Source organism: Lentibacillus jeotgali (genome assembly GCF_000224785.1).
Classification (GTDB): Bacteria; Bacillota; Bacilli; order Bacillales; family Amphibacillaceae; genus Lentibacillus; species Lentibacillus jeotgali.
Genome location: NZ_AGAV01000003.1, coordinates 93,512 through 111,575, shown reverse-complemented (window position 1 = coordinate 111,575; position 18,064 = coordinate 93,512). Strand labels below are relative to the sequence as shown.

At 39.7% G+C, this 18,064-nt stretch carries 17 protein-coding genes and 2 pseudogenes; 3 read left to right on the top strand and 16 right to left on the bottom strand.

What is annotated here, in order from left to right:
* Window positions 1–11 precede the first annotated feature (11 nt).
* From ON01_RS00980 to nagZ, 7 genes are all read right to left on the bottom strand, one after another.
* Window positions 12–317: a PadR family transcriptional regulator gene (locus tag ON01_RS00980; protein ID WP_010529140.1), complete on the bottom strand. Its 306-nt coding sequence runs from the start codon at window positions 315–317 to the stop codon at window positions 12–14.
* A 200-nt stretch (window positions 318–517) separates the two neighbouring features.
* On the bottom strand, window positions 518–1,042 hold the full coding sequence (locus ON01_RS00975; RefSeq protein ID WP_010529139.1) for a DinB family protein: 525 nt from the start codon (window positions 1,040–1,042) through the stop codon (window positions 518–520).
* A 109-nt stretch (window positions 1,043–1,151) separates the two neighbouring features.
* On the bottom strand, window positions 1,152–2,165 hold the full coding sequence (locus ON01_RS00970) for a C45 family autoproteolytic acyltransferase/hydrolase (protein WP_010529138.1): 1,014 nt from the start codon (window positions 2,163–2,165) through the stop codon (window positions 1,152–1,154).
* A 500-nt stretch (window positions 2,166–2,665) separates the two neighbouring features.
* Window positions 2,666–3,142: an SRPBCC domain-containing protein gene (locus tag ON01_RS00960; RefSeq protein ID WP_010529136.1), complete on the bottom strand. Its 477-nt coding sequence runs from the start codon at window positions 3,140–3,142 to the stop codon at window positions 2,666–2,668.
* A 179-nt stretch (window positions 3,143–3,321) separates the two neighbouring features.
* Complete coding sequence (locus ON01_RS00955) at window positions 3,322–3,846, bottom strand: DinB family protein (protein WP_010529135.1); 525 nt, start codon at window positions 3,844–3,846, stop codon at window positions 3,322–3,324.
* Between the two features lie 567 nt (window positions 3,847–4,413).
* The gene (locus tag ON01_RS00950) at window positions 4,414–4,620 is read right to left on the bottom strand and encodes a hypothetical protein (RefSeq protein ID WP_010529134.1); all 207 of its coding nucleotides are present in this window, start codon (window positions 4,618–4,620) and stop codon (window positions 4,414–4,416) included.
* Between the two features lie 93 nt (window positions 4,621–4,713).
* Window positions 4,714–6,426: a beta-N-acetylhexosaminidase gene (gene nagZ, locus ON01_RS00945; protein ID WP_040912187.1), complete on the bottom strand. Its 1,713-nt coding sequence runs from the start codon at window positions 6,424–6,426 to the stop codon at window positions 4,714–4,716.
* 406 nt (window positions 6,427–6,832) lie between these two features.
* Between nagZ and bla the strand changes: the two genes are divergently transcribed.
* From bla to blaI, 3 genes are all read left to right on the top strand, one after another.
* Window positions 6,833–7,762: a class A beta-lactamase gene (gene bla / locus ON01_RS00940; protein ID WP_010529132.1), complete on the top strand. Its 930-nt coding sequence runs from the start codon at window positions 6,833–6,835 to the stop codon at window positions 7,760–7,762.
* Between the two features lie 144 nt (window positions 7,763–7,906).
* Entirely contained in the window at window positions 7,907–9,700 is a 1,794-nt protein-coding gene (locus ON01_RS00935; protein WP_010529131.1) for a BlaR1 family beta-lactam sensor/signal transducer, read from the top strand.
* A gap of 1 nt (window position 9,701) precedes the next feature.
* On the top strand, window positions 9,702–10,085 hold the full coding sequence (gene blaI / locus ON01_RS00930; protein ID WP_010529130.1) for a penicillinase repressor BlaI: 384 nt from the start codon (window positions 9,702–9,704) through the stop codon (window positions 10,083–10,085).
* Between the two features lie 142 nt (window positions 10,086–10,227).
* On the opposite strand, the gene sda is transcribed toward blaI, so the two are convergent.
* From sda to ON01_RS00895, 9 genes and pseudogenes are all read right to left on the bottom strand, one after another.
* Window positions 10,228–10,380: a sporulation histidine kinase inhibitor Sda gene (sda, locus tag ON01_RS18690; RefSeq protein WP_082684220.1), complete on the bottom strand. Its 153-nt coding sequence runs from the start codon at window positions 10,378–10,380 to the stop codon at window positions 10,228–10,230.
* 304 nt (window positions 10,381–10,684) lie between these two features.
* Window positions 10,685–11,428 (bottom strand): amidohydrolase family protein, encoded by a 744-nt coding sequence (locus tag ON01_RS00925; RefSeq protein ID WP_010529129.1) that lies wholly within the window; start codon window positions 11,426–11,428, stop codon window positions 10,685–10,687.
* 133 nt (window positions 11,429–11,561) lie between these two features.
* Entirely contained in the window at window positions 11,562–12,572 is a 1,011-nt protein-coding gene (locus ON01_RS00920; RefSeq protein ID WP_010529128.1) for a ketoacyl-ACP synthase III, read from the bottom strand.
* Between the two features lie 665 nt (window positions 12,573–13,237).
* Entirely contained in the window at window positions 13,238–14,359 is a 1,122-nt protein-coding gene (locus ON01_RS00915; RefSeq protein WP_010529127.1) for an NADH-dependent flavin oxidoreductase, read from the bottom strand.
* A 116-nt stretch (window positions 14,360–14,475) separates the two neighbouring features.
* A complete protein-coding gene (locus ON01_RS00910; RefSeq protein WP_010529126.1) occupies window positions 14,476–15,114 on the bottom strand; it encodes an SDR family oxidoreductase in 639 nt (212 codons plus the stop codon).
* Window positions 15,115–15,305: 191 nt separating this feature from the next.
* A pseudogene (locus ON01_RS19100) lies at window positions 15,306–15,576 on the bottom strand (aldehyde dehydrogenase family protein).
* Between the two features lie 55 nt (window positions 15,577–15,631).
* The gene (locus ON01_RS00905) at window positions 15,632–16,561 is read right to left on the bottom strand and encodes an NADP-dependent oxidoreductase (RefSeq protein ID WP_010529125.1); all 930 of its coding nucleotides are present in this window, start codon (window positions 16,559–16,561) and stop codon (window positions 15,632–15,634) included.
* A gap of 42 nt (window positions 16,562–16,603) precedes the next feature.
* Complete coding sequence (locus ON01_RS00900; RefSeq protein ID WP_010529124.1) at window positions 16,604–17,629, bottom strand: NADP-dependent oxidoreductase; 1,026 nt, start codon at window positions 17,627–17,629, stop codon at window positions 16,604–16,606.
* Window positions 17,629–18,057, bottom strand: a pseudogene (locus ON01_RS00895) (organic hydroperoxide resistance protein). The gene ON01_RS00900 and the pseudogene ON01_RS00895 overlap by 1 nt, the downstream one beginning before the upstream one ends.
* Window positions 18,058–18,064: the final 7 nt, after the last annotated feature.

The following is an 18,064-nucleotide window of genomic DNA, read 5'->3' as shown; positions in this document are numbered from 1 at the left end:
GATAAACCACTTCATATTAAACCGAGCCTTTTCAAACCAAGTGTAGTTACTTTTTGAATTTCTTTAATTTGGTTAGTTAAATATACATGCCCTTCCTCTGTTAACTTGTAAGGCTTTTTACGGTCTTGTGATTCAAGAGCACTTATATATCCTGCCTTCTCTAAACGTGAAATTGCTCCATATAAAGTTCCTGGACCTAACTTAATATCATAATTTTTTTCAATGTCCTCCATAATGGCATAGCCGTGACGATTTTCTTCTGCAAGGCTTATCAAAATTAACAATGAAGGTTCTGTGAATTTGTTTTTTCCAACCACGTTGTCACTCCTTTGTGATTATTATTACGTTTTATGATATATCGTATAACGTAATAATAAGGTATATTTCAAAAAAAGTCAATAAAAAAAGCCATAATATTATGGCGAAGTTAAAGGGGACGCACTTGTTCCAGAAGTGCGCCCGATTCATGAACAATCAAAATTAAAGATGTATTCCTTTATTCAAATTGCCACAACATTCATTCTTGATTATTCTCCATTTGTTTTAAATATAAATAAAGACCATAATCTGTCGGAACAGAAGCATAACCCATCTGTCTTAACATAGCAGTAATATTACCACGATGATATGTTCCATGATTTACAACATGGGGCACTTGCTCAAACACACTTGTTTCCATCAAATCACCATTCGGATTTTCAATAACAAGAGGTTTATCTATGTTTTCCATGTTACTTAGGAACAATTTGTATCGTTCTGACAGTTTAAGAAACATCGTTTCCATTTCTTCTATTTCCTTTGACACTGTTTCCTCTTTTAATTGCTCTTGTAGCATCAATGAATCATTCATACTTTTACCAGAAAAAACTTCTAGCCATCCAAGATCAGAAAGATAAACATGGGCTAATACATGAGATACCGATGAAAACACACTTTGAACTTCTTGACGATAAACATGGTTGGGAAGCTCCTTTAATCGGTTGAAAATTTGTCTATTTGCCCATTCATTATAGTCATAAATCTGTAATTCAAGCTGTGCCATTTAAAACCTCTTCCTTTCATGTTTGATATAGCAGCTTAATTATACACTACCCTCTTGGTTTTTAAACTCTGTTCTTATTCCGCGAATGCGCCCGATTCTTGAAGAAAGGTCAAGAGTAATTTAGATTGCCTGTCAATTCATTTTGTGTGAGATTCCGGCCTCTAACCCATTCCTTAAAATCAATTTCCAGGATATCCCCATTAGGAATTGCAGTTAAAATCTTGTGTTCCTCAAATAGGTATGCAAAAGTATGTAGTGTCCCGAAAAATTCACTATATGCTTCATTATACAATGGTGTTGCTGCATCCCTAAACGTGTTAAAAGTCCGTTGGGCACTTTTGTTCCTTAAATTACTTCGAGATAGATAGTTTAATCGTTCCTGAGTACCCTCTATATGTTCTCGATTTAATCGGCTCATTTCTTCCCTTTGAAAATGATTTGTACAAAATAAGATATTTTCATCTTTCCTTACCTTGATATCAAATGGAGATTCTTCAACCACAACTGTATTACCTTCAGAATCGCCAATCGAAAAATTATAACTCCAAGAATGAGGTAATTGTTTAATCATATTGACAGCTTCTTCTGTATTCTTACATGTATCAAGTAGTATCCTTATTACACTTCCCGCAGTGAGTCCATTCTGTGTTTCTTTACTATTAACAAAATGCAAAGCAACAGCAAGCCCTTTTTCATTAACTCCTTCTGTGCGCCCCATTACATGTAAACTGTGCCCGACACTTGCGTACCCTTCATTTGGTTGAACAAGGACAAGACGAGCATCATAGACCTCAGGCGAGAAATCATAGTTTCTGACAAGCATTTTACTGTCCACAATAGAGGAACAACCCATACCTTGGATTTCAGGAGTTCCATAACCACCAAATAGTGCAGCCTTTTTAAATGGGATATCCATTGCATCAGCTATCCCATGCAATTCTTCAATTAAATGAGGAGCATGTAAGGAATATATATTGTTTAATCCAGCTAAGTCTATTTCATCTTCATTTACAATTTTTGAGAACATTTCAATCAATGATTTATTCATATGCTTACCTTGGAAATAACCAATATTGTAAGAGGTCCCTCGATATTGCTCGATAGAAATTTTAAAAGGTATCATCCTTATCCTCGCTTTCTTAATGTCTTATTCAACATAATGCCCCTTTTCCGCAGGATCAGACGCCGTTACTTATTCCTGATAAGCGCCCGATTGTTTTAAAATGTGCTAACTTCTTTTAAAAGTCTGTAAATGGAAAAACAGAGAAAGGTCAATCCTACCGCAAACAATATCCCGCCTATAAGGATATTAGATATAACGAACGTATTCTGGATATCAGTAAATTGAGCTGAGTCCATACTACCTCCCACAGAGCGTAAATATGAATTTGCCGCATCTATCCCATCGTTAACGCTACTTTTCAGTTTTAAATAGCCCACTAAAGTTAGGACTATTGTTACAACGAAGAACCCATACTGCTTAACAAATCTCATCGTCAACCTCCGTTCACTCTTCCGCAAAATTGCCCTGGAAGCCAATAGTTGGCACATTCTTTATTCTGTGAAAGCGCCCTATTGCTTAAGATTGATGATATTTACAAAGGCATCAAAATTGTTTACATGTTATTCAGTGAAGTTAGCCAGATTCTCTAGTGTGGATCTTAAACCTGTGTCGTGGTCCCCTTTTCGTATTCCTTCAGGTACGTTTTCACAAACGATAGTGACCTTTGTGCCTTCTGGAATGGCTTCTAAGAGCCATTTCTGTGTCATCTCGCCCGAGAACGCCGGGTCCTCGGAATCAAATTCTACTGATTGCACAATTCGCTTGTCCGGAACCAACTCCACAAATTTCCCTTGAGCTACATCAGTGTTTTCTGAAGTTTTCCCAGGGTTTGATTGATCTATTTCGTACGTGAGAGTCACTCTATAAGTTCCACCTTCGTGGGGTTCAAACATATCAATATGACCCGACATTCCTTTTGGCGGAAGCCAAGAAACCAATGCTTCAGGGTTTAAGAATGACTGATAAATGGTTTGCGGTGATGTCATTATCACTCTTGAGGCAGAATCCGTTCTCTTGTTATTTGGTGCACTCGCCATGAGAGAATCCTCCTTATTGACGTTCTAGAATCAATTTTTTTAAGTTTATCACATATAAATGCGAAAAATTCTTCTCGATTGCTCAAAAACCCTTCTATTGTTCAATTTGATTCCCCATATATGGTACAGGCGCCAATTCCGGATTTGCGCCCGATTCATGAACAATCAAAATTAAAGATTCATTCTTGATTATTCTCCATTTGTTTTAAATATAAATAAAGGCCATAATCTGTCGGAACAGAAGCATAACCCATCTGTCTTAACATAGCAGTAATATTGCCACGATGATATGTTCCATGATTCACAACATGGGGCACTTGCTCAAATACACTTGTTTCCATCAAATCACCATTCGGATTTTCAATCACAAGAGATTTATCTATGTTTTCCATTTTACTTAGGAATAACTTGTATCGTTCTGAAAGTTTAAGAAACATCGTTTCCATTTCTTCTATTTTCTTTGACACTGTTTCCTCTTTTAACTGCTCTTGTAGCATCAATGAATCATTCATACTTTTACCGGAAAAAACTTCTATCCACCCAAGATCAGAAAGATAAACATGGGCTAAAATATGAGATACCGATGAAAACACACTTTGCACTTCTCGACGATAAACATCCTTGGGAAGCTCCCTTAATCGGTTGAAAATTTGTCTATTTGCCCATTCATTATAGTCATACATCTGCAATTCAAGCTGTGCCATTTAAAGCTTCTTCCTTTCATGTTTGATATAGTAGCTTAATTATACACTACCCCTTTGGCTTTTGGACTCTGTTCTTATTCCGTGAAAGCGCCCGATCGTATTGCTTAAGGTAACTATTCCAAATTATTTTGTTTATTTTTTTCTGCATAATGATTCCAACTATGGTAGACAATCCAAAACACAATAATTACTAAAAATGAATAATACGTGTAATACTAGGGAGAAAGGCAAAAAGTACTAATTAAAAATGGCGGCATAAGTATCCAATAGCGCTTGTTTTTAAAATCATTAAGCACAATACTTCACTCCACAACCTAGCCCATAAATCAAGAAACAGCGCACTTTTTATTCGGTTCTCGCGCCCTTCGTATAGCGGAAGACCACAGATATACAAGTTTAATTCTTCTTGGATTTTGATATTACTTGTGATTAACCGAGTAGGCGTAGCCATTAGTGACTACGTCTCTCACAGCTCCACACATGCGGGTCTACGCATGTGGCTCCTCCCATGGCGTCTCTTTTAGAGATAAAGGTCATTAAACAGATGATCTGTTTACTCCCTTTACGTCATTGCTTTCGTATCTTCCTTTGTTCTGTTTCTCCTCTTAATATGCGATTGACACAGGGCTGATAGCTTTTTGCGATCCCTGTTTCCTCCCACAAGCGATGGACGGTATACGTTTGTCCCACCCTGGCATCAGTCGATTCCTGACTTCTATCCAGCATCTGTCCACTTCCACAGACATCCGAAAGTCTACTTGCATTGATCTTCATGGGTCACGCCCTTCGCACGGAACCCTGCCTTTTGGGTCAGGGATTCCCAACTGTAACGCTGTACAGTTTCACTCATGTGCTGTTGAAAAACTTTTAGGATACCTTTTTCAAAATGGCTTCCACATTTTTATTAATCGATTGGAAATTGGGTACTCGCTTTTTTTCATTCGACAGCTGATAATTTTCTTTCAAATCAGTGATGCGTTCCACACTTTCGTCTATCCTGTCCTCGCTTATTTCTCCATTTTCAACAGCCTCTTTCAATTTATCAAAAACAGTGGAAATCAAATCCGGGTTATGTCCAACAAGCAATGAGTCTGCACCCGCTTTCACCGCTTGGACTGCTGCTTGTGCGACATGATAATGATCTGTTATTGCCTCCATCGTCAAGTCGTCGGTCATGACGACGCCATCAAAATTAAAATCCTCCCGCAAAATACCCGTTATCACTTCTTTTGACATGGATGCCGGATCATTTGCGTCGATTTTTGGCAACAAGATATGTGCAACCATGCTGACGTCCGCACCTTCTGAGATGGCTCTTTTGAAAGGTATAAGTTCTAATTTGGACAGCTCCTTGTAGCTTTTATCAACCTTTGGGAGTTGCAAATGAGAATCTTTGCTCGTATCCCCGTGCCCAGGAAAATGTTTTATAACTGAAATAATCCCTTCACTCTGAACTCCTTTCATTGTCTGGATGCCCATCCTGGCGACAATATCGGGGTCGTCACCAAATGAACGATCTCCGATAACAGAATTATCTGGATTGCTGTTAACGTCGAGGACAGGCGCGAAGTCCAAATTGAAACCGAGTGCCTTCATCTGCTCACCGAGGATGGTACCGACATTGAAGGATACATTCTTGTCGCTCAGTTCTCCAATCGAACGGCTCGACGGCAGGCTTTTCACTCCATCAGGCATTCGTGTCACACGGCCGCCTTCTTCATCAACACCCAAAAATAATGGATAAGAATTGTCAGCATTCGCAGCTTTCATCCCTTTTAAAAAGTTGACAGTTTGCGTCTTACTGTTGATGTTATTGGCATATAAAATGATACCTCCAACATGGTACTTTTGGATGATGTCTTTTGTTTCAGTGGTCATTTCCGTTCCATCGACCCCGCTGAATATCATTTGTCCAATTTTTTCATCAAGGCTCATATCATCGTTGCCTGTATCACTGGGATTATCACCTTTCTCATCAGTTACACCACTCCCGCTAATTTCTTTTGATAATGAAATATGATCTACATTAGGGTTATCTGAATCATCGGCAGGTTTCGGCAACACCCATTTCAAGACATAATTGTTGGAAAGTTCATAGACAAGAATGATTTGATTGTAATCTTCGTTTTGGTAGTAACGCGTATCATCGGACTTTTTATTTGATTTAATTGTATCAAAATCGAACGACTTGAATTGACCCTGTGATGAACGCATATCAGACACAATACCCTCTGTAATACCGACATCAATGTCATGTGACGGATAGTTCAAAAAACGACCAACATCCGTATCCGTGGTCTTTTCCGGTTCCCCCAAAGTTTCTTGCACCGCATCGGTGGTCGTTTCACCGACAACGATATTGCTTTCCGGGATTTTTCCTTGTTTGGCTAAGTTGAATATGTTGTCCAAAGCTTCTTCCGGCTCCTGGATCTCTACATTTTCATGACCCGATGATGGATTCTTTGGTTGTTGGTCTGCTTGTTTACCATTTGTATTATCAGCCAATGAACGAATGAAAAAGAAAGCCGCCCCAAGAGCGATGATAGCAATAAGGGTTATAATGGTGATGCGCTTAATCATAATAATTCCTCCGCGAATAGTCATTCCATAATTCGGTTGCAGTGTTATTTTCCATTTACATCTCACTCCCCAAAGTGAATAATAATATTTTAACATATAAGATCCACCTAAAAATCCTATCCTTCCTTTATTCCACGATCTGCGCCCTCATCTTTGTAATCGATACCTTTTCCTATTCCATGACATACTTGCCCACACCATTCTCCACTTTCACAGAAAAACACTTCAAGATTGTGTCAAACTACTTTTAAATTTTAGCTTGACATTTTATAGACTACAACTGTAGTATTACACTACAGTTGTAGTCATAGAGTTAATAAGGAGGTATAAAATGCTTACAAATAACGGTTGGTAAACGAAGAAAACAAATATGAGCAATTCAATCTAATAGAGAGAAGGTACCAATATGAGAAAAACGAGCCCATCCAAAATCGGTATGCACCTGTTTACACTGTCCATAACGTTGCTGTTACTAACAATACTTACCGCGTGCGGAAATGCAGGTAATAAGACCGATACATCATCCGACAAGGAGAATGAATCAAAGCAAACGATCAATAAGGATGAAAAGTTTGTACAGCTTGAAAATGAGTTTGATGCCCAAATCAGTGTCTATGCAATGGATACAGGGACGAAACAAACCATCGAATACCGACCGAATGAACGTTTTGCCTATTCATCCACCTTCAAACCTTTGGCTGCAGCAATCTTGCTTAAGCAAAACAACATAGAAAATCTTGAAAAAGTCGTTACATACACCAATGATGATTTGGTTACTTATTCTCCGGTTACTGAAAAACATGTGGATGCCGGATTGACGCTGTTGGAAATAAGTGAAGCGGCCATCCGGAAAAGTGACAACACTGCGGGGAATCTTCTACTTGAGGCGATTGGGGGTCCTGATAAATTTGAGCATGCCTTACGTGACATTGGCGATGACGTTACCCAGCCTGAACGATACGAAACCGAATTGAATGAATTCACACCGGGGAACAAGCGTGATACAAGCACACCGAGAGCTATGGCCACCAATCTGAAGAAGGTCGCCCTTGGTGACTTTCTGCCAGGTGATAAACGTGAATTGCTTATCGACTGGATGACAGGCAATGAATCAGGAGATCCATTAATACGTGCAGGCGCACCTGAAAAGTGGACAGTTGTTGATAAAAGCGGAGCCGGAACCTACGGAACAAGAAATGACATTGCCGTTGTATGGCCACCGAACAAAGAACCAATCGTCATTGCAATTATGTCCCGGCACGATACAGAGAATGCCGAATATGATGATGCACTGATTGCAAAGGCTGCCGAAATCACACTGAACGCTTTTAAATAAGAAAATCCGGGACACACATGCCAGTCAGGGACGGCATGTGTGACCCTTCTTTTTTTGCATTTCTTTCCATAACAATAAAATGGACTTGAGTGGTAAAATAGAGGCGCTTTGTGTAAATACCTTCGCGATTAAGGAGATAAAGAAATGTCTGTCCTCCATCTGGCTGTTAGTATGTTCATATCTTCTATCATGATCATCGCTATCATGCTGATCCGAAAGATTTTTAAGAACCAATTGTCATCCAAATGGAAATATAATCTCTGGTTCCTGTTACTAATCGCTTTACTATTACCTTATATTCCAACCCAATTATTAAACTTCGGAGATAAGTTCACGTGGAACGGGAACCAAAACAGTAATCCGTTACCATCTGTGACTACAACCGAAAACCCTAGATCATGGGAAAATGGAAATTGGATGCACGATTTTTCAACATCCGTTAACCGGATTGATTTGACATTTTTGAATCACGTTTTAACCATCACATGGATTGTAGGCATGCTCGTGATGATTGCTCTCTCCATTCACGCATGGATAAAACTGCGACAAATTAAAAAGTCCATAATCCTGCTAACGAATAGCAGGGTTCTATCATTATTCAAACAGTGCAAACAACTGTTGAATGTATCACGACCACTGGTATTGGGAGAATCGCCATTGATCAAATCACCATTGACGTTCGGGATATTTAAAACCTATATAGTCTTGCCGAGTCATGCTGAAGCGTGGCTGTCCATGGATGAAATAAAATACATTTTGCTGCATGAATTACATCACTATAAATATAAAGACATTGCCATAAATTATCTGATCGTCTTATTCCAGATTTTATACTGGTTTAATCCACTGATCTGGATGGCGTTCAGGGAAATGCGGTTGGACCGAGAAATCGCGTGTGACAGTGCTGTCCTAAATACATTGGATCAATACCAGCATGCAGCATACGGAAACACGATTATTATGTTTGCGGATAAATCCTATCTTCCAAGGCATTTCTCAATGGTTAACCAAATCGCTAGTTCAAAAAAACAATTAAAAAAACGGATTGAACGTATTGCAGCCTTTAGATCTGAAACAAAGCTACTAAAACTGAAAAGCATCCTGGTTTTTATACTTCTTGTCGGAATTGTCGTGAGTCAGATACCAATTGTTTCTGCAATGCCTTATGGTGATGATAGGATTGATTTCGACAATAAGCAGACAATGTATGAGGATTTAAGCGCATTTTTCAGTGGATATGAAGGTAGTTTTGTACTGTACGATTTGCAGGAGGAACAATACAATATCTATAATAAAGACAAAAGCACATTACGGGTTTCGCCAAATTCCACGTACAAAATTTACAGTGCACTATTTGCATTAGAGTCCGAAGTCATCGCACGAAATGACAACTCCATGAAGTGGAATGGGAACTCGTATCCTTATCAAAGCTGGAACCAGAATCAAAATTTACTTACTGCAATGGAAAATTCCGTAACTTGGTACTTCCAGCAACTGGACAAAAAGGTACAAATGAAAAACATTGAATCTTACCTTGATAAAATACAGTACGGCAATCAGAATCTGTCGGGTGGAACCGAAGACTATTGGCTTGAATCTTCCTTAAAAATTTCACCGATTGAGCAGGTGCAGACACTCAAAGACTTTTATACAAACCAATTTGGATTTGATGGTAAGAACATTCAATTCATAAAAGATGCCATCAAACTGGAGACGAAAGACAGTGCAACACTCTATGGCAAAACCGGCACAGGAACGGTCAACGGGAAAAATGTGAATGGCTGGTTCATTGGATATGTAGAAACAGAAAACAATACGTATTTTTTCGCAACTAATATTGAAAGCGACCATCATGGCAGTGGCAGTATAGCTGCTGAAATTACGAAATCCATTTTGTACGATAAAGGCATCTATTTAAAAGGTAAAGGCAGGGAATAACGTGACGAATAAAATACCCACTATTTCAGAGTCGGAATGGGAAGTCTTAAAAGTTCTCTGGGAAAAGGCGCCGCAAACAGCAAATGATATCATTTCATCCTTGCAAGCACAGACGAACTGGAAGCCGAAAACCGTACGTACACTGTTGGATCGGCTCACTAAAAAAGAAGTTGTCGGCGTCCATAAAAATCAGAGAGTTTATACATTCTACCCGTTTTATTCCCAAGACGAGTGCCAACGTGCCAAAACAGACTCCTTTGTAAAACGATTCTATGACGGCACCTTGAAATCGATGCTCGTTCAATTCATTCAGGATGAAGACCTGTCTGAAGAGGATATTAAAGAACTAAGATCCATATTGGATAAGAAGCAGGATAAAAAATAAGACTGCCCCCTCTTTAAAAGTTGAAAGCATCCTTTGACTACACCTATGGGATTAGTCCAAAAAGTTTCATTCAACAATTGACCCTTATATATATGACACGGGCGTCAATCTTTTATTCAAGAATGGCGCCCGATCGTCTTGTTTAATTAATTACAATATCCTGATCCAAATCCAATAAATCACGATGATTCAATTCATTTTTAAGCAAATCAATAAAATCCTCATCTAAACCTTCCTGCCTTGCCTTTTCATAAGCCTCTGAAAGGACATAATTACACAATAGTTTTAGGGACATATTTTAATCACTCACCATTTCTATTATTGTCACAATCTACACTATTTTGATGTGCCATCCATTGAACAAAAGTTTCTTCCTTTTTGGATAGTGTGCGTCAAAGTTGACGTTCAAAGTATTCTACGAGTTGATTATACAATTTATTGTCATTCATAAATCCCCCTCCTCTTGGGGATTAAGATGAAGCTAAAGCATCTACAAATATTTTCTTACTTTTGACACAACAAATCAACACTCTGGCTCTTATAAGAAACACGGGCGCTGCTCTAATTCAATTACAGTGCCCGATTGAGGAATAAGTAAATTATTTGAAATACCATTGATAAGCATTCGTGTACAGAATTTTTTCAGCAGCTTGTTCGTCAAATAGTTGCTGTATCAATTCAATATCTCCATACTCAAAAGGTCTTTTCGCTCTTGTAGATGGTAAATCTGTTCCAAACATAAGGGCATCTGGGTTAACATCATAAATTGATTTTAAGACATTCTGGATATTAAATTGCACACGACCAAAACCAGTGGCTTTAACTCTAATCCCTTTATCCACTAATCTTAATAAATGTGGTAACCCTTCTTCAGATAGTCCTAAGTGGTCAATCGATATGGCAGGTAATCTTTCAATCGTTGACGCAATTTCGGGCAACTCTTTTGCATCAATATAAAGTTCACTGTGCCACCCAGCCAGATCATAAACTCTTCTTGCAAAGTAGTCGAGTTTTGATAAAGCTTCTGATCCACCTCGTTTGATATTAAATCGTAATGCCCTTACCCCTTTGTTGTGTAAGTTCAAGACTTCATCATCTGTCACAGTAAACGGCAATTGCGTAACACCGCAAAATGTTGAACCCATTTGTTTAAGTGCCTTCAACAAGTAATCTTGATCAAATCCTTGGAAAGAGCCAGATACAATCGCTCCACCCTGCACATTCAAATCAGCAGTTTCCTTTTGATAATCTGACGCAACATAGCTCGGTGGTATATATCCTTGGTTTTCTATAATTGGAAAGTCAAAATCAATAATATGGAAATGCGAATCAAAAATTTTCACGCTCAAATCCCCATTTCATTATATAAATTTAAAAGTTTTCTTATTGCACAAAATGGCCCTTATATGCAATTTTGGCGCCAATCCTTATTAAAGATTAGCGCCCGTTTGAGGAATAGTTGCAATCAAGTATTTATTACTTTTGAGTGGTTTTTGATCGGTCAGGAACTCCCCATTTAACAATCAATCCGGTATATGTGAGTCCCCCGCCAAATCCATACAGGATAACCGTATCATCATAATGTAATTTATCTTCTTTTATTCCGAGGTCGAGTGCTAATGGTATCGATGCCGATGAAGTATTTCCCATATTTTCAACACTGTATAATGTGTTGTCCATACTAATATGTGATTTTTCACCAATAGATTCAATCATTCTTAAATTTGCGCTATGAGGTACAAACCAATCAATGTCTTCTGTTTTTAAATTTGCTCTTTCTAACAATGTCTGGAGACCAATTGGAACCATTCGTACCGCCCACTTATATACTTCGCGCCCATTCTGAACCATATTTCCATTCCCAAGCAAATCCATACCATTCATTTGCTTTGACAATCCAGTACGATAAAGATGGATCCCACCTTCCCCATTCGTCCCTAAAACAGAAGATATAAAACTGGGGTTTTGTTCATCATATTCAACTAATACCGCGCCAGCCCCATCGCCGAACAGAACACATGACGAACGATCAGTGTAATCCGTAACTTTCGATAACGTCTCTCCCCCAATTACCAATATTTTTTTGTGAAGTCCGGAGGTAATTAAACCATTGGCTACGTGTAACCCATATGTAAACCCAGCACATGTCGCATTCAAATCAAATGCACCAGTACTTTTCAAGTTAAAATGTTCTTGAACTTGACAAGCTACACTTGGAAATGCGTAATCTGCTGTAGAGGTGGAAACAATAATTAAATCAACATCGTCAAGATTCTTATTATAATCTTGTACTATTTTTTCCACCGCCTTAATACATAAATCGGATGTAAATTCATTTTCCTCTGTTATGCGACGTTCTTTCATACCTGTTCTCTGAGTGATCCACTCATCATTTGTGTCAACAATTTTTTCTAAATCAGCATTAGATAATATACGTTTCGGTACATAACTTCCAACGGCTGTAATGCGAGCTTTTGATTGAGTCATTCATTTCACTCCTTACCTTATTCTTATTCCACTTTAACACATGATATTATTACCTGGTACTAAAAATGTACCCTTAAGAAGGACGCCTTCTATTCGAGAAGCGCGCCCTTTAGCTGAAGAATACTTTTATCTTAATACCATTCATCGTAAATTTCTTTTAGAAAACCTTCCGTAATGGTTATTGTTGTTGTTTAACATAAAAGTCAGTCATATAACAATAAAGTTGGTAGCCTTAAAATATTACTGAAATTGATTACCTATCTTCCGCAACGGGCGACGCGACAAGTTCTGCTATAAACACTTTGAGGCACGAAATGCTGGGAACTTTCAAATGAATTCCAACTTTACAACGGAGGGTGAAAATGACGGAACCACGTTTCCCGAATTCATCTCGTCAACAATCCTGAGTGCATCTATTTTTGAGGTATGAAGCCAGTTGATTCGGCAGAACGAAGGCTTGAAGCCTCTCTTCGAGAGAAGGTATGTCGACGGATATCTTGAACGGCTGAAGAACTGGATGGGGCATCTACCAGAATAACAGTAAAATATACAGTTTGTGAGTATAATGGCGTTATGAAAGGTTTTTAAAAAGTCCGTAACCATTATTATTGGAATCAATCTTATGAAAAGCCACCTTTTTGTAGGTGGCAAAGGCTTTAAATCTGTTAATCAACACCAGGGAACCATCCAGGGGTGTGGATAATCGCTTTCCAAAGAGGATTCGGTACGACCAGCCGATCTTGACCATTTGTATCTAAAATCGTCTCAATATCGGAAGCCTTTCCTTGTTCGATTTTGCCTACCCAGTCGGGATCTATAATAAGTTCGCGTCCTAAAGCTAGCAAAGGTACATCGCTTTGGATTGCGGATCGGGCATCCTCGGCTGAGTAGATGGAGCCTACTCCGACAACAGGGACTTTGTTCCCTACACGATCTTGGATGATGTCTAAGCGTGAACGTGTATCTTCCAAGCCTCGTCTAGGACGGGACCAAAAATTCATTAGTGAAACATGAATGTAATCCAGTTCCTGATCGGCTAAAACATCGACGAATTCCAACGTGTCCGCCATTGTAATACCTGGAGTTTGGGGTTCTTCAGGAGAAAGCCGGTGCCCCACGATGAATGGATCTTTTGCGTGGTCACCCACGGTTTTCTGGATCTCATTGATGACAGCCAGTGGAAAGTTCATTCGTTTTTTCAGGCTTCCACCCCAGTGGTCGTCACGATGATTTGAATGAGGAGAAAAGAACTGATGGATCAGGTATCCATTCGCTCCATGGATTTCAACCCCGTCGAATCCGGCTTGAATGGCTCGACGGGCGCCCTCCCCATACGCATGAATGATTTCCTTGATTTCGCCATCCTCTAATGCACGGGGAACCGGTTCGTTCTCTCCTGCCGGAACTGCACTAGCACTGACAATGTCCCCATTTGGGACTAAATCCGGTGGACACAACCGTCCGCCATGATAAATTTGCAAGACCGCTTTGGCGCCTTGATCTTGAATCGTTGTCGCCAACCTTCTTAATCCCGGGATCATATCATCATTGTGCACGCCAATTTCGCCGGAGAAGCCTTTGCCGCCTGCTGTCACATTGGCACAGGCTGTGACGACCATGCTGACCCCTTTTGAACGACGTTTATAATATTTCACTTCATCATCAGAAACCGTTCCGTCCGAATTTGAGGACCAGTTGGTCATGGGGGCCATGATCACACGATTCTTCAATCGGGTACCATTCGGAAAAGAAAAGGATTCAAATAATGGCTGGTATTTTTCATTCAACGTTTTTGCCTCCCCTTTATAACTTCAACCTTAAAAAAGATTATTTTACAAAAATTTCCTATAATAAAAACAACCTATCGCATATCATATAAATACTTTCATTACTCGCAAATTCCTTAGATATTCCTTAGTGCCTCTTCAATCGGAACATCGCCTGAGAGAATTTCAAACACCCGATGGGATGTATTTTCTGTATCTAGTGAAGTGACAGCAACCTGCGCTACATCAGCACGCGGAATGCCATTGGAACGGTCTTCGATATGTTCCGCCGCGGTAATGGTCCCATTGGCAGGTTCGTTTAATAACCTTCCGGGACGGAGAATGGTATAATTCAAATGGCTGGATTGCAGGTTTTTGTCCGCATCGCCTTTTGCTTTGAAATAATATTTCATGGACTCCGGACCATTATCAGGGGTATCAGCATTCATTGAACTGACCATGATAAAACGCTTTACATGATTATTTTCTGCCTCGTTCACCGCCTTCATAGCACCTTGGCGATCCACCAATTCCGTTTTTTCAGGACCGGTATGGCCACCGGAACCAGCGGTAAAAATCACCGCATCGCAACCGTCAAAAGCATAAGAAAAATCCTGTTCTAAATCGGCAACAACAACCTCCGCCCCTAAATGTTCTAGTTCATTCGCCTGATTTTCGTTGCGAATCATCGCCTTTGCTTGATGTTCGCTCTTGTCCAGGACAGATAAAATATGTTGTCCAATTTGTCCATATGCACCGATCACTAATACTTTCATATCAACAGCTCCTCATCTACTAATTTCACAGCTTTAACTGATGGTTATTTTTCATCCCCAATATTTAAATTTATCTTCTCTAGTAGGATTAAACAATCGAATCAATTCCATTAAGCAGTCTCTTATACGCTATCAATACCGAATTCATCAAGTATGGATTCGATATTGAACTTTTATTCTATTTTACCACGCTAGCCCTTAATCAAAATAAGACCATAATCGCGTCTTTCGTGTTGGACAGATACCCATTGTACTGTTGTGAATTCGTCAAGAATCCAGTCCCTATTAAATCGACCAAGACCTGATTCTTTTTCCCCGCCAAACGGGACGTGGGACTCGTCATTAACGGTGATCATTGACATGAACCATACCGATATGAAGTCTTCTAGCGATGTTTACCCCATGTTCTAAGGAATCAGAATGGAAGGCTCCGCCTAAGCCATACGGTGAATCGTTGGCGATGTCACTCCTTTGCCATGAAAAAAATCGTTAGTAAAATCTGTGCACTTTCCTTACCTTACCCCACTCGGAGGACAATTTTTCCTTTGGCATGATGTGTTTCACTTAATCGGTGGGCTTCTTGAATCTCCTCAAGTTTCATAACTGTCCCTACATTTGCGCGGATCTTTCCTTGTTCAATCATTTCCCCGATCTTGGCAAGCTGTTCACCATCAGGTTCAAGGAAAACATAGCCCGCTTTCACCTTTTTCGTTTGGGATAATTCCTGATCAGGCTGATCAGCAATAGAAACCAGAACACCTTCTTCTTTTAAAACATCATAACTTTGCGTCTGGATGTCACCGCCAAGCGTATCAAACACAATGTCCATATCGGCAAGAACATGTGTGAAATCTTCGTTGCGGTAATCAATAACTTTGTCTGCCCCCAGCGATTTAACAAATTCAACATTTTTCGTGCTGCATGTCGTTGCCACCCAGGCACCCAAGGATTTTGCTAGTTGAATGGCAAAACTTCCAACTCCTCCTGATCCAGCGTGAATTAACACTTTGTCACCTTGTTTGATGTCAGCAAAGTCATCAAGACATTGCCACGATGTTAATCCAACAAGCGGAATTGATGCAGCTTCTTCAAAAGATTGATTTTCCGGTTTTTTTGCAACAAGGTTTTCATCAACAGCTACATATTCCGCATAAGTTCCATTACGGGTTATATCCGGCCGGGTAAATACCTTGTCTCCGACCCTGAATTTCGTCACTTTTTTTCCTATCTCTTTTATTGTTCCTGCGGCATCCAAACCGAGAGTAAGCGGAAAGTTATAATCCAGCATTCCTTTCAGATACCCCTCACGTATTTTCCAATCAACGGGGTTTACGGACGTAGCTGCTATCTCAATCAAGACGTCATTGTCTTTCAATTTTGGTTCGTCTACCTCCGTATACTTTAACTCATCGATGCTGCCGTAATTTTCAATAATAACTGCTTTCAATTTGGGTCCTCCTTCATCATGTATTTCCTTATTTCTAATTCGTTATTCCTCATCGACTTTTATAAGTTGCTTGCCAAGATTTTCACCTTTAAACAACCCGAGAAAAGCTTCTGGTACGTTCTCAAATCCTTCCACAATATTTTCTTCATATTTCAGTTTCCCCTCGGCTAACCAGCTTGAAAGATCCCGGATACCTTCACTGAAACGGTCAGCATAGTCACCAATGATAAAGCCTTTGATCAATCCACGGCTCTTAATGAGTTTTGTCTGAATTCTTGGACCTAAATCACCGTCCGTCCGGTTATAAGACGAAATTGCACCGCAAAGAGGGATGCGTGCAAATTCATTTAATAGATTTATCGCTGCGTCAGAAATTGGTCCGCCGACATTGTCAAAATATATATCTATTCCATTTGGGCAGGCTTTCTCAAGCGCCTTTTCCATATTTGGAGAGGTTTTATAGTTAATCGTTTCGTCAAAGCCAAGTTCCTGCTTTAAGTAGGTTGTCTTTTCATCGGAACCAGCAATTCCGACAACTCGAGCTCCTTTAATTTTGGCAATCTGTCCAACGATCATACCAACCGCTCCTGCTGCACCGGATACAACAACTGTTTCCCCTTCTTTTGGCTGACCAATATCAAGCAGACCAAAATAAGCAGTCAAGCCAGTTAAGCCAAGGACACTCAGGTATGCGGTCAGAGGAGCGATTGTTTCATCAATTTTACGTACCTTAGATTCTTGAATAACGTTATATCGCTGCCATCCGAGCGTCCCGACTACTTTATCACCGACGCTTAACTGATCTGAATCAGACAAAACGACCTCTCCAATAATTCCGCCACAGATCATCTCATTTAATTCGAAAGGTTTCACATACGATTTTGCATCATCCATCCTGCCTCTCATATACGGATCAACAGATAAATAGATTGTTTTAACAAGAACCTCTCCTTCTTCCGGTTGTGGTACAGGACTGTCTTGAAATGTAAAATTCTCTTTTGTTGGCAGCCCTTTTGGGCGCTTTGCCAATAGAATCTGACTATTTTTCAATTTTTCTTTTAATGTCATTATCTTTCCACCCCTTTAGCCTTCAAGTCGACTGCAATATTATCCCTGGTTGCTTTGGAGTATGGACAGATTTGATGGGCGGATTCAACAAGTTGTTCAGCTACTTCTTGTTCAACTCCCGGAATTGTAACATCCAATGCAACAGTAAGAGCAAAACCTCCATCGGTATCTTTTCCTATTGATACTTGCGCTTTCACCTCTGTTTCGTCAATTTTAATTCGTTGCTTTCTGGCAGCCAGATTCAACGCACTGTCAAAGCAGGCCGCATACCCAGCGGAAAATAATTATTCCGGATTGGTCCCTTCTCCCCCTGCACCGCCAAGTGATTTAGGCATTACTAATGGCATATCAATTATCTTATCATCTGAAATCACACGTCCATTACGTCCACCTCTGACAGTGGATGAAGCAGTATATAAAGCATTCAAGTTTATC

What these genes read in the sequence shown, in the direction of transcription:
- ON01_RS00975 (WP_010529139.1), bottom strand. Translation starts at nt 1,042, where the DNA reads ATGGCACAGCTTGAATTACAGATTTATGACTATAATGAATGGGCAAAT.
- ON01_RS00970 (WP_010529138.1), bottom strand. Translation starts at nt 2,165, where the DNA reads ATGATACCTTTTAAAATTTCTATCGAGCAATATCGAGGGACCTCTTAC.
- ON01_RS00960 (WP_010529136.1), bottom strand. Translation starts at nt 3,142, where the DNA reads ATGGCGAGTGCACCAAATAACAAGAGAACGGATTCTGCCTCAAGAGTG.
- ON01_RS00955 (WP_010529135.1), bottom strand. Translation starts at nt 3,846, where the DNA reads ATGGCACAGCTTGAATTGCAGATGTATGACTATAATGAATGGGCAAAT.
- ON01_RS00950 (WP_010529134.1), bottom strand. Translation starts at nt 4,620, where the DNA reads ATGAAGATCAATGCAAGTAGACTTTCGGATGTCTGTGGAAGTGGACAG.
- nagZ (WP_040912187.1), bottom strand. Translation starts at nt 6,426, where the DNA reads ATGATTAAGCGCATCACCATTATAACCCTTATTGCTATCATCGCTCTT.
- bla (WP_010529132.1), top strand. Translation starts at nt 6,833, where the DNA reads ATGAGAAAAACGAGCCCATCCAAAATCGGTATGCACCTGTTTACACTG.
- ON01_RS00935 (WP_010529131.1), top strand. Translation starts at nt 7,907, where the DNA reads ATGTCTGTCCTCCATCTGGCTGTTAGTATGTTCATATCTTCTATCATG.
- sda (WP_082684220.1), bottom strand. Translation starts at nt 10,380, where the DNA reads ATGTCCCTAAAACTATTGTGTAATTATGTCCTTTCAGAGGCTTATGAA.
- ON01_RS00920 (WP_010529128.1), bottom strand. Translation starts at nt 12,572, where the DNA reads ATGACTCAATCAAAAGCTCGCATTACAGCCGTTGGAAGTTATGTACCG.
- ON01_RS00910 (WP_010529126.1), bottom strand. Translation starts at nt 15,114, where the DNA reads ATGAAAGTATTAGTGATCGGTGCATATGGACAAATTGGACAACATATT.
- ON01_RS00900 (WP_010529124.1), bottom strand. Translation starts at nt 17,629, where the DNA reads ATGACATTAAAAGAAAAATTGAAAAATAGTCAGATTCTATTGGCAAAG.